Here is a 13,985-nt window from a genome sequence, read left to right on the forward strand (position 1 = left end):
GGGAGGGCCCCCTCGCCGGGGCCCACGGCGTGCCGAGCGCGTCGTGGGGGGCGAGGGGGTCCTGCCTCAGGCGGCGCGGCCGAACCAGCCGGCGAGCAGGTCGTGCCGGACGGCGACCGGCAGCGCGCCCCAGCGGAGCACGGCGGCCCGCTCGGGTTGCTGGCTGGCGCGGGCCAGGCGGCCGAGCTCGCGGACGCGGTGGGCCGGGGGTGCCGTCGAGCCGCGGCCGCCGACGAGGCGGAGCGGGGCGATCGGCCCGGTCAGGGCCTGGCACAGGGAGTCGTACGCCGCCGTGATCGCGGCCTGGTGCGCGGGGTCGGACCACAGCGGGCACCGGCCCGACTGCCCGACGGAGGCTGCTGGAGCGCTCATGCCCCGGGTATCGGCAGTGCACGTCCGGATCGTGACCCAGCCGTGACCGCGGTCGGGTACAGCGGTGCACGACCGGGCAGCGCGCGACCTGCCCGCTGCGGTGAACGTCCGCGGCGCGGGCGCCGTACCCCTCCCCGACACGGCGACGGAGGGGGGCGGCGATGACCGGAGGGCGCGGGCGGCTGGCCGCCCGTGGGCGGCGCGCCACCGACCCCGCCGAGGCCTTCGACGCCCGGGCCGCCTACGCCGCCCACGGCGCCGAGCTGTACCGGTTCGCGCTGCGGCAGCTCGGCGACGACGGCGCGGCGCAGGACGTCGTGCAGGAGGTCTTCCTGCGGGCCTGGCGGGCCGCGGACTCCTTCGACCCCCAGCTGGCGGGCCTGCGCACCTGGCTGTTCTCGATCGCCCGCAACGTGGTCGTCGACGAGGCCCGGCGCTTCGCCGTGCGGCCCTGGCAGCGCGCGCTGACCGACGACGCCGGCACCGACGTGCCGGTCGACGCAGGCCTGGACGAGCGGGTGGTCGACGCCTGGGTCGTCGAGGAGGCGCTGGGCCGGCTCGGTGCCGACCACCGCACCGCGATCGTCGCGACCCACCTGCGGGGCAGGCCGTACGGCGAGGTGGCCGCCGAGCTGGGCATCCCGGTGGGCACACTGCGCAGCCGGGTCTTCTACGGGCTCAAGGCGCTGCGCCTGGCACTGGACGAGATGGGGGTCGAGCCGTGAGCACCCACCGCGAGCTCCGCGAGCAGCTGGGCGGCTACGCCCTGGGCCACGGGACGCCCGCCGAGCGCGCCGCGGTCCGCGCCCACCTGGACGGGTGCGCCGGGTGCCGGGCCGAGCTCGCCGGCATCGCCCCGCTGCGCGACCGGCTGGCCCTCGTCGACCCCGACCGGCTCGACGACGTGCCCGCACCGCCGGCCGGGCTCGGTGACCGGGTGCTGGCCGGGGTCGCCGCGGAGCAGGCCGCCGCGCGGACCGACGCGGTCCCCCTGCGGCGGCGCCGGTGGGTGCCGGCCGCCGCGGCCGCCGGTATCGCCGCGGCCGCGTTCGGGGTCGGCTGGCTGGTCCGCCCGGTGCCCGAGCCGCCGCCGCTGGAGCCGGTGGCCGTGCAGGTCGCCGTCCCGGCGGTGCAGGCCACCGCCGACGTCGTCCCGCACACCTGGGGCATGGAGGTGCAGCTGCACGGGGCCGGGTTCACCCCCGGTGAGGTCTACCGGGCCCAGGTCACCGAGGACGACGGCCGCGTGGTACCCGCCGGGGAGTTCCTCGGCACCGGCGACACCGAGATGGTGTGCAACCTCAACAGCTCGGTGCTGCGGCAGGACGCGGCGTCCTTCGCGGTGCTCGACAGCTCCGGCGCGGTGGTGCTGACCTCCTCGCTGTGAGGTGAACGCGGACGGGTCGGGCGCCGTACACCCCGGGGACAGCGACCCCGAGCACTGGAGCCCCGACGATGTCCCGCACCCGCACCGCCCTCCTGCGCACCGCCGTCGTCACCGGCGCGGCCGGCGCGCTCGCGCTGACCGCCGCCGGCCCGGCCGCCGCCGAGACCGAGGTGCCCGAGCCGGCCACCTTCACCAGCGCCTTCACCGCGATGGCCACGCCCGACATGGTGATCAACAACGACGGGGTGGCGACCCCCGGCGAACCCGGCACCAGCGGCACCTTCACCTACCGGATCAACTCCGACACCGAGGTGATCTGCTACGACATCCGCCTCACCGGCGTGACCCCGCCATACCAGTCGCCGGCCAAGACCGCGACGCACATCCACCAGGGCGACGCCGGCCAGGCCGGCCCGCCGCGCATCGCCTTCCCCAACCCCGAGGACGACGGCAGCGGCGCCCTGGTCAGCTCCGGCTGCCTGCAGGGCCCCTTCACCACCGGGCTCGCCCCGCAGGGCTCCGACACCGGGCAGGGCTTCACCCTCGACCAGATCGAGGCCGACCCGTCGGCCTTCTTCACCGACACCCACACGTCGGCCTACGCGGCCGGGGCCGTGCGCGGTCAGCTGGTGGAGATCCCGGTCGGCGGCGTGGAGACCGGCGCGGGTGGCGCGTCGGCTGCCCAGGACGGGTCCACGGGGACCGTCCTGGGCGTGGTCGGCGGCGCGGCGCTGCTGGCCGGGGCGGGCGCGGTCGCGCTGCGTCGCCGGGCGCCGCAGCAGTGAGGTCCCGCGGGCTCCGTCGTCTCGCGCTGGCCGCCGGCGCCGCGCTGGCGCTGACGGGCTGCGCGGGGACGGCGGGGCCCGCGGCCTCCCCTCCCGCGGCGCCGTCGTCCACGGCACCGGCCGCGTCCCCGACGTCCGCGCCGGCGGCCCCCGCTCCGTCCTCGCTGGACCCGGCCGCCGTCCCGGCGCCGACCGCGGTGTCCATCCCGGCCCTCGGCGTGGCGCAGGACTTGATCGGGCTGGGCGTCGCCGAGGACGGCACGGCCGAGGTGCCCACCGACTTCGCCGACGTCGGCTGGTTCACCCCCGGCGGCCGGCCCGGCGCCCGCGGCCCGACGGTGCTCATGGGGCACGTCGATTCCACGGCCGGGCCGGCGGTGTTCTACGACCTGCGCGAGCTGACCCCCGGCGACACGGTGCAGCTGACCGTCGCCGACGGGTCGACCGCGACCTACACGGTCACCGGCACCGAGCAGGTCGCCAAGGACACCTTCCCCACCGCCGCGGTCTTCGGCGCCACCACCGAGGACGTGCTGCGGCTGATCACCTGCACCGGGGCCTTCGACGCCGGGGCGCGCAGCTACACCGACAACCTGGTCGTGTCGGCGGTCCGCAGCGGCTGAGTAGGGTCCCCCGCCGTGGCGGTCGTGCTCTCCATCCAGTCCCACGTGGCCTACGGGCACGTCGGCAACGCCTCCGCGGTCTTCCCGCTGCAGCGGCTGGGCCACGAGGTCTGGCCGGTGCACACGGTGCAGTTCTCCAACCACACCGGCTACGGCTCCTGGACCGGGCGGGTCTTCGACGGCCAGGCCGTGGAGGAGGTCGTCGACGGCATCGCCGCGCGCGGCGTGCTGGGCAGCTGCGACGCGGTGCTGTCGGGCTACCTGGGCTCGGCCGACATCGGCCACGCCGTCGTCGGCACCGTCGCCCGGGTCCGGGAGGCCAACCCGGCCGCCGTGTACTGCTGCGACCCGGTCATCGGCGACGTCGGCCGCGGCGTGTTCGTCCGGCCGGGCATCGCGGAGTTCATGCGCGACGTCGCCGTCCCCGCCGCCGACGTCGTGACCCCCAACCACTTCGAGCTGGACCTGCTCACCGGGGGGACGACGACCACGCTGCCGCAGGTGCGCGACGCGGTCGCGGCCCTGCAGGCCACCGGCCCGCAGGTGGTGCTGGTGACCAGCCTGGACGTCGAGGACACCCCCGACGACGCCGTCGACCTGCTCGCCGCCGCGGGCGGCCGGGCGTGGCGGGTGCGCACCCCTGAGCTGGGCCTGTCGGTCAACGGCGCGGGGGACGCGATCGCGGCGCTGTTCCTGGCGCACTGGATGTCCACCGGCTCGGCGGCCGACGCGCTGGGGGCCGCGGCGGCGTCGGTGTTCGGGCTGCTGCGGATGACCGCCGAGGCCGGCAGCCGGGAGATCCTGACGGTGGCCGCGCAGGAGGAGTTCGTCTCCCCCACCCGGACCTTCGAGGTCGTCGAGGTCTGAGCCGGTGACGCAGCAGGCGGGGCCGGCGACCAGCACGGGGGCACGCGCGCTGCTCGCCGCCTTCTGCGTCCTGGTCGCGGCCACCCAGGTGCTGTGGCTGACGTTCTCCCCGGTCACCGACCAGGCCGCCGGCGCCCTCGGGGTGGGCACCGGCGCCATCGCGAACCTGGCCGCGGTCAACCCGCTGCTGTTCGTGCTGCTGGCGACCGCGGCCGGCCGGTGGCTGGAGCGGGCGCTCGTGCCCGCCCTGGCCACCGGCGCCGCGCTGACCGCCGCCGGGGCCGTCGTCCGGGCGCTGGGCACCGGCTCGTACCCGGTCGTGCTGGCCGGGCAGGTGGTGCTGTCGGCCGGCCAGCCGCTGGTGCTCGGGGCGACCACCGTGGTCGCCGTGCGCTACGCCGCCCCCGCGGGCCGCACCGCGGCCATCGCCGCGGCCAGCGCGGCGCAGTTCGTCGGCATCCTGGTCGCGGCGCTGGTCGCCGCACCGGTGGTGGACGCGGTCGGGCTGCGCGGCCTGCTGCGCGCGGAGGCGGTCGCGGTCGCGGTGGTCGCCGCGGTCACCGTCGTCCTGCTGCGCCGGGTCCCCCCGCGCTCGGTGCCCGCGGCCGCGGCGGCGGCGCCCGCCCGGCTGGGGCGGGACCGCCTGCTGGTGCTGTTCGCCGTGGTGCTCTTCGTCGGCGTCGGGGTGTTCAACGCCGTGGCCACCTGGCTGGACCCGGTGCTGGGCGCCCTCGGCCGGCCGGGCACCGCCGGCCCGCTGATCGCGGGCATGACCGTGGCGGGCATCGCCGGCGCCGCGGTGCTGCCGGCCTGGGCCGCGGCCCGCGACCGCCGCCGGGCCGTGCTGCTGGCCGCGGCCGCGGTCACGGTGGGCGGGTTCGCGCTGGCCGCCGTGCTGCCCCCGGGTCCCGCGGGCGCCGCGCTGCTGGTGGTGCTGCCCCTGGTGGGGTTCGTGCTGCTGGCCGGCCTGCCGGTGGTCCTGGAGTGGGCCGAGCTGCACGTCGGCGCCGACCGGGCGGCCCGGGCCACCAGCCTGCTGCTGCTGGCCGGCAACGCGGGCGGCGTGGTGCTGGTGCTCGCCGTCGAGGTGGCCGGCGGGCAGCCGCGCCCGACGCTCCTGCTGCTGGCCGCGCTCGGCCTGCCGGCGGCCGCGGCCGCCTGGCTGCTGCCCCGCCGGGGTCAGTCCTCGTAGCCGTCGGCCGGGGCCGGCACCGGGCGGACGGCGTCCGGGGTGATCGCCGGTTCCGGGTACCCCTCGGTGGGGTGCGGCAGGGACGGGGCGTAGCGGCCCACGACCTCGACCCACTGGTCCGCGCGGCCGGCGACCTCGCCGTCGAGCACCACCCGGACGGCCGAGGCGTCGGCGGCGCAGCAGGCGATCCGGATCCGGGTGAGGTACCAGCCACCGCCCTCCCGCGGGGAGAGGAAGCCGACCAGCCGGATGTCCCGGCCCGCCAGCGGCGAGGTGTCGCTCTGCTGGGTGCGGACCGCGTAGCCCGACAGCGTCAGCGTGCGGTGGGACTCCCCGGGGTCGTCGGCGCCGATGCCCAGCGGGGTGCCCGACCGCGGAGCAGCCACCGGGGCGGCCTGCCGCTCGGCGGTCCAGGCACCCAGCGGCCCGGGCGCCACGACCAGGAGGACGGCGACCGGGGCCAGCAGCAGCCACGCCACCCGCGGGCCGGGGTGGGCGTCGTCCGCGCCGGGCCGGGTCCGCAGCACCCCGACCAGGCCGACGGCCAGCACCACGGCGCCCGCCGCGACCAGCAGCGGCCGGAACCCGGCCTGCACGTACGCCAGGTACCCCTGGCCCAGCGACACCCGCAGCACGACCCCGCCCAGCAGCACCAGGAGCAGGTGCTGGGTCAGCCGGTTCACAGCAGCCACCAGCCCACGAGCGCGGCCGCGGCCACCGCGACCACGAAGGTGGCGGGGGCGAACCGGACGGCGAACCGGGTCCCGAAGGTGCCGGCCTGCAGCGCGACGAGCTTGACGTCCACCGCCGGGCCGACGACCAGGAAGGCCAGCCGGGCGCTGAGCGAGAACGAGGTCAGCCCGGCCGCCACGAACGCGTCGGCCTCCGAGCAGATCGCCAGCACGACGGCCAGGGCCGCCAGCACGAGCAGGGCGAGCACCGGCTCGTCGGCGACGGCGTCCAGCCAGGCCCGGGGCACCACCACCTGCAGGGTGGCCGCGGTCAGCCCGCCGACCACGAGGAAGCCGCCGGCGTGCACCAGGTCGTGCTGCACCGCGCCCAGGAACGCCGCGGCGCGCCCGGTGCCGGCGGCGTGCTCGTGCCGCACCGGGGGGCGCAGCCACTCGCCGCGGCCGAACGCCGTCCACAGCCAGCCCATGACCACCGCGACCGCCAGGGACGCGACGAACCGGGCGGCCACCATCTCCGGGTCGTCGGGGAAGGCGACGGCGGTGGCCACCAGCACCACCGGGTTGATCGCCGGGGCCGACAGCAGGAAGGCCAGCGCGGCGGCCGGGGCGACACCGCGGCGGACCAGGCTCCCGGCCACCGGCACCGAGGCGCACTCGCAGCCGGGCAGCACCAGGCCGGCAGCCCCGGCGACCGGCACCGCGAGCGCGGGACGGCCGGGCAGCGCGCGGGCGAAGAACGACGGCGGCACCAGCGTGCCGATCGCCGCGGACAGCAGGACCCCCAGCACCAGGAAGGGCAGCGCCTGCAGGCAGACGGCGACGAACACGGTCGACCAGGCCCGCAGCGCCGGGCCGTCGAAGGCCCCGGGCAGCAGGAACCGGGCGGCCACCACGGCCAGCAGCAGCACCACCAGCACGTCGGTCGGGCGGACCCGCGACCGCGTGACCTGCACCTCGCTGCGCACCCCGCGCGCCCTCCTGAACATGGTTCCCGTTAGCGTGTCGCCGCACAGCGTCGCACGCCGCCCCCGAGACCGAGGAGCTCCCGTGGCAGAGCAGAAGAAGTCCCGCACCGCCGGCGCAGGGTCCCTGCTCCGCAAGGCCATCGGCACCGTGGCCACCGGGGTGGTCGGCGTGGTGGTCGTCCGCGCCGCCGAGCGCGGTGAGCCCGGCAGCCTGCCCCGCAAGGTCGCCGTCGCCGCCACCAAGGCCGGCATCCTCGGCGCCCGCCGGGCCGAGAGGGCCGTCGAGCGCGGCCGGCTGGCCGCCGGCGACGTCCGGGCGCAGGCCTACGCCGACCTCGGCGAGCAGGCCCCGCCCCCGGCCGACCGCTCCGCCGGGCACGACCACAGCCACTGATGGCCCCCGAGGCACCCGTCGTCGTCGCCGACGCCGGGGGGCGGGTGCGGCTGCACGTGCCCGCACTGGTCGGGTCGCCGTCGCGGTCCGTGGTCGTGGAGGACCTGCTCGACGACGTGCCCGGCGTGCTGGCCGTGCAGGCCTTCCCGGGCACCGGGCACGTGGTCGTCTGGACCGCCCCGGACACCGACCGCGACGCCGTCCTCGCCGCGGTCGTCGCCGCGGGGCAGCGGCCCGCGGACGTGGCCGTCGCCCGGGCGCCGCGCTCGGCCGACGTCGGCAACGGCGAGCTGCTGCGGATCGCGGTCGGCGGCGCGGCCCTGGTGCTGCTCGGCGTCCGCCGGTACGTGCTCGGCCGTCCGCCCGTGCTGTCGGGGCAGAGCCGGCTGGCCGCCACCGCCGTGACGGTCTTCACCGGCTACCCGTTCATGAAGGGGGCGGTCGGCGCGCTGACCGGGCAGCGCACCGCCGGCACCGACGCCCTGGTCACCGCCGCCACCGTGGCCAGCCTGCTGCTGCGCGAGAACGTCGTCGCGCTGACCGTGCTCTGGCTGCTCAACATCGGCGAGTGGCTGCAGGACCTCACCCTGCGCCGCACCCGCAACGCCATCTCCGCGCTGCTGGCCGGCACCGAGTCCACCGCCTGGGTGGTCGCCGCCGACGGCGTGGAGCAGCAGGTCGACCTGGCCCGGCTGCGGGTCGGGGACCTGGTGGTCGTGCACGAGCAGGCCACCATCGCCGTCGACGGCGAGGTCGTCGAGGGCGAGGGCGTGGTCGACCAGGCCGCCATCACCGGCGAGCCGTTGCCGGTCACCGTCGCCGCCGGCGCCACCGTGCACGCCGGCTCGGTGAACTTGAGGGGGCGCATCGTGGTGCGCGCCTCGGCCACCGGCTCGGACACCGCGATCGGCCGGATCATCGCCCGCGTCGAGCAGGCCCAGGACGACCGCGCACCCATCCAGACCGTCGGCGACGAGTTCTCCCGCCGGTTCGTGCCCGCCTCCTTCGCGCTGGCCGCGCTGACCTGGCTGGTCACCCGCGACGTGCGCCGGGCGATGACGATGCTGCTGGTCGCCTGCCCCTGCGCGGTCGGGCTCTCGACCCCGACCGCGGTCAGCGCGGCCATCGGCAACGGCGCCTCCCGCGGCGTGCTCATCAAGGGCGGTGCCCACCTGGAGGCCGCCGGGCGGGTCGACGCCGTCGTGTTCGACAAGACCGGCACGCTCACCGTCGGGCGGCCGGTGGTCACCAACGTCGTCTCCTTCGACGCGGGCTGGACGCCCGAGCAGGTGCTGGGCTACGCCGCCTCGTCGGAGATCCACTCCCGGCACCCGCTGGCCCAGGCGGTCATCCGCTCCACCGAGGAGCGGCACGTGTTCATCCCGCCGCACGAGGAGTGCGAGGTGCTGCTGGGTCTGGGCATGCGCACGCAGGCCGACGGCCGGGTGCTGCTGCTGGGCAGCGAGGCGCTGATGGCCGCCGAGGGCGTCCCGGTGCCGGACGACGCGGTGCGCTGGCTCGCCGACCTGCGTGCGCAGACCGAGACCCCGCTGCTGCTGGCCGTGGACGGCGCGCTCGTGGGGCTGGTCAGCCTGCGCGACGAGGTCCGGGCCGAGGCACCCGAGGTGCTGGCGGCGCTGCGGGCCGGCGGGGTGCGCCGCGTGGTCATGCTCACCGGCGACCACGCCACCGCGGCGGCCGCGGTCGCGGAGCAGCTGGGCATCGAGGAGTGGCGGGCCGAGGTGCTGCCCGAGGACAAGCAGGACGTCGTCCGGGCGCTGCAGGCGGAGGGCTGCACCGTGGCGGTGATCGGGGACGGCACGAACGACGCCCCCGCCCTGGCCGCCGCGGACATCGGGATCGCGATGGGGGTGTCGGGCACCGACGTCGCGGTGGAGACCGCCGACGTGGCGCTGGTCGGCGACGACCTGCGGCACCTGCTGGACCTGCGCGACCTGGGCGGGCGGACGCTGCACATCGTGCGGCAGAACTACGGCATGTCGATCGCGGTCAACGGCGTCGGGCTGCTGGTGGCCGGCGGGGGCGCGCTGTCGCCGGTGCTGGCCGCGGTGCTGCACAACGCCAGCTCGGTGGCGGTCGCGGTCAACTCCGCCCGCCTGGTCCGCCACCGCCGCTAGCGCAGCAGGGCGGCGCGGAGGGCGGTGACCAGCTGCTCGTCGGTCCAGCCGGCGGCGCGGCCGACCCGGACCAGGTCGGCGGCGGCGTCGGCGACCAGGCCGGCGGCGGGGGACGGCGCGACCGGGCCGGCGACCACGGTCCCGGTCCGGCGGCGGGAGGCGACCACGCCGGTGGCCTCCAGCTCCTTGTAGGCCCGGGCCACGGTGCCGACGGCCAGCCCGAGGTCGGCGGCCAGGGCACGTGCCGCGGGCAGCCGGTCACCGCGGACCAGCTGCTTGGCCGCCACCAGCGCGGTCACCTGCTCCCGCAGCTGCTCGTAGACCGGCACCGGGGAGGTGACGTCGACCCGCAGGACCAGCCCGCGCGCGTCGGTGGCGGTCACGCGGGCACCGCCGGCACGGGGGACGGCGGCGGACCCGACGGGGTGGGCGGCGCCGGCCGCAGCCGGGGTGCAGGCAGCAGGAGCAGCGCCAGCCCGGCCAGCACCGTCGACCCGCCGAGGGCGGCGCCGGCCGTGGCGAGCACCTGGAGCACGGGGTCCCCGCCGACGTCGAGCACCCGGGTGTCGACCGCCACCTCGGCACCGCGCGCGATCGAGCGCAGCGCCAGGCAGCCGACGACGAGCAGCCCGCCGAGCTCGACCAGCAGCCCCGCCGCGGCGCCGCGCAGCACGCGGTGCACCGAGGCGGCCCGCAGCACCGCCTCGGCCGGGCCGGGCACCGCGGGGCGGGCGAGCGCGGTGCGCAGCGCCAGCACGACGAGCACCAGCACGACCGCTGTCCCCGCCAGCGCCGGGACGGCGAACACCGGGCCCGGGTAGGGGCCGGCGACCGACGGCCCGACCGCGCCGAGGCCGTCGGGGAGCGCGGTGACCGGTCCGGCCACCGCACGGCCGCCGGGTGCGCTGGTGGCCCAGCCGGCTGCGGCGACCGCGACGAGCCCGACCGCGGCACCCACCAGGAGCCGGCGCACCCGGCGGGCCTCGGCGGGGAAGCGGCGCGGCAGCAGCGACGCGGTGCGGACCGCGCCGCGCGGGCGCGGCCACGCCGACTCCCCCACCCAGAGCACGCCGGTGTGCACCGCGGCGAACGCGAGCGGGGTCAGGGCCGCCGACACCCCGGAGCCGAGCCGGGCGGCCGGGTCGGTGAGACCGACCGCGACCGCCGCGGCCAGCCCGGCCAGCACGGCGAGTCCGCCGGCCCCGGTGCCGTGCCGCCGGGCGTCGGCGACGGCCGGGTCGAGCTGCCGACGGCGGACGGCCGTCGCGGCGAGCCCGGCGCCGACGGTGAGCCCGACCAGCAGGACCAGCGCGACCGGCGCGGAGGAGAACAGCCCGCCCATGACGACCTCCGATGCATTGAACCAATGCATCGGTACATTGGACCACGACGACGGGTCTGTCAACGACCGCCGGCCCGTCCAGGCGGCGCCTGCGCCGGGGCGGCGGCGCGGGCCTCACCAGCTGGCCTTCGTGATGCCGGGCAGCTCGCCCCGGTGGGCCATCTCCCGCATGCGCACCCGGGAGAGACCGAACGTGCGCAGGTACCCCCGCGGCCGGCCGTCGGCGACGTCGCGGTTGCGCACCCGGGTGGCCGAGGCGTCCCGCGGCATCCGCTGCAGGGCCGCGACCGCGGCGGCCCGCTGGGCGTCGTCCCCGGTGCGCAGCTGCTCCTTCAGCTCGGCCCGGCGGGCCGCCCACCGGGCGACCACGACCTTGCGCTGCTCGTTCTTGGCGATCTTCGAGGCCTTGGCCATGTCAGCGGACCGCCCGGTCCCGCTGGATGCGGGCCCAGACCGCCTCGATGCCCTGCACGTCGATGGTCTTGATGCCGCGGGTGGAGACGGTCAGCCGCACGTAGCGGCCCTCGCTGGGCAGCCAGAACCGCTTGCGCTGCAGGTTGGGGTCGAAGCGGCGACTGGTCCGCCGGTGGGAGTGGCTCACGGCCTTGCCGAAGGTCGGCTTCCGGCCGGTCACCTCGCAGAAGGTGGTCATGGCTGAGCACCTTAACTGAGAATGATTCTCATTCGCGTGTAGGGTCTGCCGGCATGAGCCGAACCCCGCTGGTCCTGGTGGCCGGCCTCTCCCCCGCGCACACCGCCCGCGCCGCCGCCGACCTGCAGCTCGCCGCACCCGGCACCGTCGTCGTGCACCACGACGTGCGCGGGCTGGCCGAGGGCGTCGTCGTCCGGTCGGTCCGCGACGACACGGGCACCGAGCAGACCGCGCTCGAGCTCGCCCACGGCTGCCTGTCGTGCACGCTGCGGCTCGACGTCCTGCCGCTGCTGCGCGAGCTGGCCGCCCGGCCGGGCACCGCGCGCATCGTGCTGCAGCTCGACCCGGCACTGGAGCCCGAGCAGCTGTGCGTCGCGCTGGACGCCGTCGAGCTGCCGGACGGCGGCACGGCCGGCGAGGCGGTGCAGGTGGAGGCCGTGGTCGCCGTCCTGGAGGCCGCGAGCTGGCTGGCGGACGTGACCGGCGAGGACACCCTGGCCGAGCGCGGCCTGGCCGCCACCGCCGACGACGAGCGCACCGTCGCCCAGGTGCTGCTGGGCGCGACCGGCTTCGCGGACGTGCTGCTGCTGGCCGGCCCGCCGGTCGAGGACTGGCCGGCGGCCCGGCTGCACGCGGCCCTGGAGCGCTGGGCGCCGACCGCCCGGGTCGGCGCCGTCGACCACTGGCGCCCGGCCCGGGTGCTGGCCGGTCTCCCCCGCACCGCCCGGCGGGGCCGGGTGCGGCACCCGCACGACGCGCTCCTGGCCGGGCAGCCCCCGCTGGACGCCGACGCGGGCCTGGAGCTGGTGCGGTTCTCCGCCCGCCGGCCGTTCCACCCCGGGCGGCTGCACGAGGCCTTCGACGTCCTGCTCGACGGGGTCGTGGGCACCCGCGGCCGGCTGTGGCTGGCCACCCAGCACGGGTCCGCGGTCTGGCTGGAGTCCGCCGGTGGCGGCCTGCAGCTCGGGGACGCCGGGCAGTGGCTGGCCACCCTGGGCGACGACCCGCAGCTGTGGGCCCAGGTCGACGACGAGCGCCGGGTGGCCGCGGCGCTGCGCTGGGACCCGGTGCACGGCGACCGCGACACCCAGCTCGTCGTGCTCACCCACCGCCAGCCCGCCGGGGCCATCACCGCCGCGCTGGCCGCCGCCCTGCTCACCGACGCCGAGCTCGCCCTCGGCCCGGCCGGCTGGGCGGCGCTGGAGGACCCGTTCGGCGCGGCGCACACCGACCCCTGCGAGGCCTCCAGCCCCGCGGACCCCACCACCCACCTCAGCGAGGAGAACCGATGAAGCCCGGCATCCACCCCACCTACCGCACCGTCGTCTTCCGGGACGCCGCCACCGGCACCCTCATCCGCACCCGCTCGACCGTGGCGACCGACCAGACCGTGGAGCTGGACGGCGAGGTGCTGCCGCTGGTCCCGGTGGACACCAGCGCGGCGTCGCACCCCTTCTGGACCGGCAGCGCGCGGGTGCTGGACACCGCGGGCCGCGTGGAGAAGTTCCACGCCCGGTACGGGCGGCGTCGCTGATGGCCGTCCCGAAGCGGAGGACCTCCCGGTCACGGACGCGGCACCGCCGGGCGCGGTGGAGGGCCACCCCGCCCGACCTGGTGCCGGTGGTCGTCGACGGCGCCCGCCACCTCGTGCCCCGCCGGCTCGTCGCCGCGGTGCAGCGGGGGCTGGTGCGGCCCTAGTCCGGGAGCTGCTCGGCCAGCCGGCGCAGGTCGCGCTCGGCCGCGGGCTCCAGCGGCAGGTCGGCCAGCACGGCGAGCACCTCGTCGCGCTCCAGGCCCTCCGCGAGCAGCGCGGCCAGCACCCGGTCGGCCGCCGACGCCGGGATGGGCGTCTCCTCCCCCACCACCGCGGCGCGGGCCAGGAACAGCACGCCCGACAGCTCGGCGGGGGGAACAGGCGGCGCCGGGGCGGCCTGCCGGGTGATCCCCTCGGCGGCGCGCACCAGCGACAGCGGCACTCCCTCGGCCTCGACCAGGGCCAGGGGGGTGTCGCCGATCGCGGCCAGCACCAGGTGCTCGGCGACGATCCGCAGCGGCGCCTCCCACTCCCCGGCCCGCACCACCGCGGCGACGTCGCCCGGGTCCTCCCCCACGTCGTCGGCCAGCTCGGCCCACGCCTGCGGCCGCGCCGCGCGCAGCCGCTGCCCGGCCAGCACGCACGTCTCCAGCACGAACGGCTCGAGCACCTCGACGTCGAACCGGTCGGCGCACAGCCCGCCCTCGGCGTCGACCATGTTGAGCACGTCGCGGAAGCTGCCCGGCCGGGCGTCGCCGAGGTCCAGCCGGCCGGTCTCCTCGTCGCCCAGCGGCTGGCCGTTCTCCGCCCGCACCCCGACCGTGGTGCCGGTGGCCACCAGGCGGCCGCGGCGGCGGGTGTGGTGCGGCCGGTCGCCGGTGCCCACGGCCCACGCGCAGGTCTCGGCGACCAGGGCGGCACTGCGCTCGCGCAGCACCTCCCGGGTCAGCAGGGCCATCTCGTCGATCTCGAACACGGCGTCCATGGTCCACCCGGTGGCCCGCCCGGTTGGCCGGGTCCGCGATCGGCTCCTAGCGTGGGG

Annotated in this window: 19 protein-coding genes; 11 read left to right on the forward strand and 8 right to left on the reverse strand. The window is 77.8% G+C overall.

From position 1 onward, the window contains the following. Window positions 1–66: 66 nt before the first annotated feature. Entirely contained in the window at window positions 67–372 is a 306-nt protein-coding gene (locus tag BLT39_RS09845) for a hypothetical protein (RefSeq protein WP_091062264.1), read from the reverse strand. A 161-nt stretch (window positions 373–533) separates the two neighbouring features. Here BLT39_RS09845 and BLT39_RS09850 point away from each other — a divergent pair, with 161 nt between their 5' ends. From BLT39_RS09850 to BLT39_RS09875, 6 genes are all read left to right on the forward strand, one after another. Beyond that, window positions 534–1,097, forward strand: coding sequence for a sigma-70 family RNA polymerase sigma factor (locus BLT39_RS09850; protein ID WP_091062266.1), 564 nt, complete (start codon window positions 534–536; stop codon window positions 1,095–1,097). After that, window positions 1,094–1,759, forward strand: a complete 666-nt coding sequence (locus BLT39_RS09855) for an anti-sigma factor family protein (RefSeq protein WP_091062267.1) — start codon at window positions 1,094–1,096, stop codon at window positions 1,757–1,759. The genes BLT39_RS09850 and BLT39_RS09855 overlap by 4 nt, the downstream gene beginning before the upstream one ends. Before the next feature lie 68 nt (window positions 1,760–1,827). After that, a complete protein-coding gene (locus BLT39_RS09860; protein WP_091062270.1) occupies window positions 1,828–2,544 on the forward strand; it encodes a CHRD domain-containing protein in 717 nt (238 codons plus the stop codon). After that, window positions 2,541–3,167: a class F sortase gene (locus tag BLT39_RS09865; RefSeq protein ID WP_091062272.1), complete on the forward strand. Its 627-nt coding sequence runs from the start codon at window positions 2,541–2,543 to the stop codon at window positions 3,165–3,167. Before BLT39_RS09860 ends, BLT39_RS09865 begins: the two co-directional genes overlap by 4 nt. A 15-nt stretch (window positions 3,168–3,182) precedes the next feature. After that, window positions 3,183–4,034: a pyridoxal kinase PdxY gene (gene pdxY, locus BLT39_RS09870; protein WP_091062273.1), complete on the forward strand. Its 852-nt coding sequence runs from the start codon at window positions 3,183–3,185 to the stop codon at window positions 4,032–4,034. A 4-nt stretch (window positions 4,035–4,038) separates the two neighbouring features. Further along, window positions 4,039–5,226 (forward strand): MFS transporter, encoded by a 1,188-nt coding sequence (locus tag BLT39_RS09875; protein ID WP_091062276.1) that lies wholly within the window; start codon window positions 4,039–4,041, stop codon window positions 5,224–5,226. Here BLT39_RS09875 and BLT39_RS22390 read toward each other — a convergent pair. Further along, a complete protein-coding gene (locus BLT39_RS22390) occupies window positions 5,214–5,909 on the reverse strand; it encodes a TIGR03943 family putative permease subunit (protein ID WP_165640222.1) in 696 nt (231 codons plus the stop codon). The two genes, BLT39_RS09875 and BLT39_RS22390, sit on opposite strands and share 13 nt — an antisense overlap. After that, a complete protein-coding gene (locus BLT39_RS09885) occupies window positions 5,906–6,904 on the reverse strand; it encodes a permease (protein ID WP_091062278.1) in 999 nt (332 codons plus the stop codon). The genes BLT39_RS22390 and BLT39_RS09885 overlap by 4 nt, the downstream gene beginning before the upstream one ends. A gap of 61 nt (window positions 6,905–6,965) precedes the next feature. Between BLT39_RS09885 and BLT39_RS09890 the strand changes: the two genes are divergently transcribed. Both BLT39_RS09890 and BLT39_RS09895 read left to right on the forward strand, forming a co-directional pair. Beyond that, window positions 6,966–7,277, forward strand: a complete 312-nt coding sequence (locus BLT39_RS09890; RefSeq protein ID WP_165640223.1) for a DUF1490 family protein — start codon at window positions 6,966–6,968, stop codon at window positions 7,275–7,277. Beyond that, complete coding sequence (locus BLT39_RS09895) at window positions 7,277–9,415, forward strand: heavy metal translocating P-type ATPase (protein WP_091062282.1); 2,139 nt, start codon at window positions 7,277–7,279, stop codon at window positions 9,413–9,415. The genes BLT39_RS09890 and BLT39_RS09895 overlap by 1 nt, the downstream gene beginning before the upstream one ends. Here the strand turns inward: BLT39_RS09895 and BLT39_RS09900 are convergent. From BLT39_RS09900 to rpmB, 4 genes are all read right to left on the reverse strand, one after another. Continuing rightward, a complete protein-coding gene (locus BLT39_RS09900) occupies window positions 9,412–9,798 on the reverse strand; it encodes a GntR family transcriptional regulator (protein WP_207507822.1) in 387 nt (128 codons plus the stop codon). The genes BLT39_RS09895 and BLT39_RS09900 overlap by 4 nt on opposite strands. After that, complete coding sequence (locus BLT39_RS09905) at window positions 9,795–10,787, reverse strand: hypothetical protein (protein ID WP_131801458.1); 993 nt, start codon at window positions 10,785–10,787, stop codon at window positions 9,795–9,797. The genes BLT39_RS09900 and BLT39_RS09905 overlap by 4 nt, the downstream gene beginning before the upstream one ends. 84 nt (window positions 10,788–10,871) lie before the next feature. Next, a complete protein-coding gene (rpsN, locus tag BLT39_RS09910; protein ID WP_091062286.1) occupies window positions 10,872–11,171 on the reverse strand; it encodes a 30S ribosomal protein S14 in 300 nt (99 codons plus the stop codon). Between the two features lies 1 nt (window position 11,172). Continuing rightward, window positions 11,173–11,409, reverse strand: coding sequence for a 50S ribosomal protein L28 (gene rpmB / locus BLT39_RS09915; protein ID WP_091062287.1), 237 nt, complete (start codon window positions 11,407–11,409; stop codon window positions 11,173–11,175). Window positions 11,410–11,462: 53 nt separating this feature from the next. On the opposite strand from rpmB, the gene mrf reads away from it, so the two are divergent. From mrf to rpmF, 3 genes are read left to right on the forward strand one after another with little or no spacing between them, the layout of a single operon-like run. Further along, window positions 11,463–12,701, forward strand: coding sequence for a ribosome hibernation factor-recruiting GTPase MRF (gene mrf / locus BLT39_RS09920; RefSeq protein WP_091062289.1), 1,239 nt, complete (start codon window positions 11,463–11,465; stop codon window positions 12,699–12,701). Further along, window positions 12,698–12,943: a type B 50S ribosomal protein L31 gene (locus BLT39_RS09925; RefSeq protein WP_091062291.1), complete on the forward strand. Its 246-nt coding sequence runs from the start codon at window positions 12,698–12,700 to the stop codon at window positions 12,941–12,943. The genes mrf and BLT39_RS09925 overlap by 4 nt, the downstream gene beginning before the upstream one ends. Further along, the gene (gene rpmF / locus BLT39_RS09930; RefSeq protein ID WP_091062293.1) at window positions 12,943–13,107 is read left to right on the forward strand and encodes a 50S ribosomal protein L32; all 165 of its coding nucleotides are present in this window, start codon (window positions 12,943–12,945) and stop codon (window positions 13,105–13,107) included. The genes BLT39_RS09925 and rpmF overlap by 1 nt, the downstream gene beginning before the upstream one ends. Here the strand turns inward: rpmF and BLT39_RS09935 are convergent. After that, entirely contained in the window at window positions 13,104–13,928 is an 825-nt protein-coding gene (locus tag BLT39_RS09935) for a hypothetical protein (RefSeq protein WP_091062296.1), read from the reverse strand. The two genes, rpmF and BLT39_RS09935, sit on opposite strands and share 4 nt — an antisense overlap. Window positions 13,929–13,985: the final 57 nt, after the last annotated feature.

Source organism: Klenkia brasiliensis, assembly GCF_900100695.1.
Classification (GTDB): Bacteria; Actinomycetota; Actinomycetes; order Mycobacteriales; family Geodermatophilaceae; genus Klenkia; species Klenkia brasiliensis.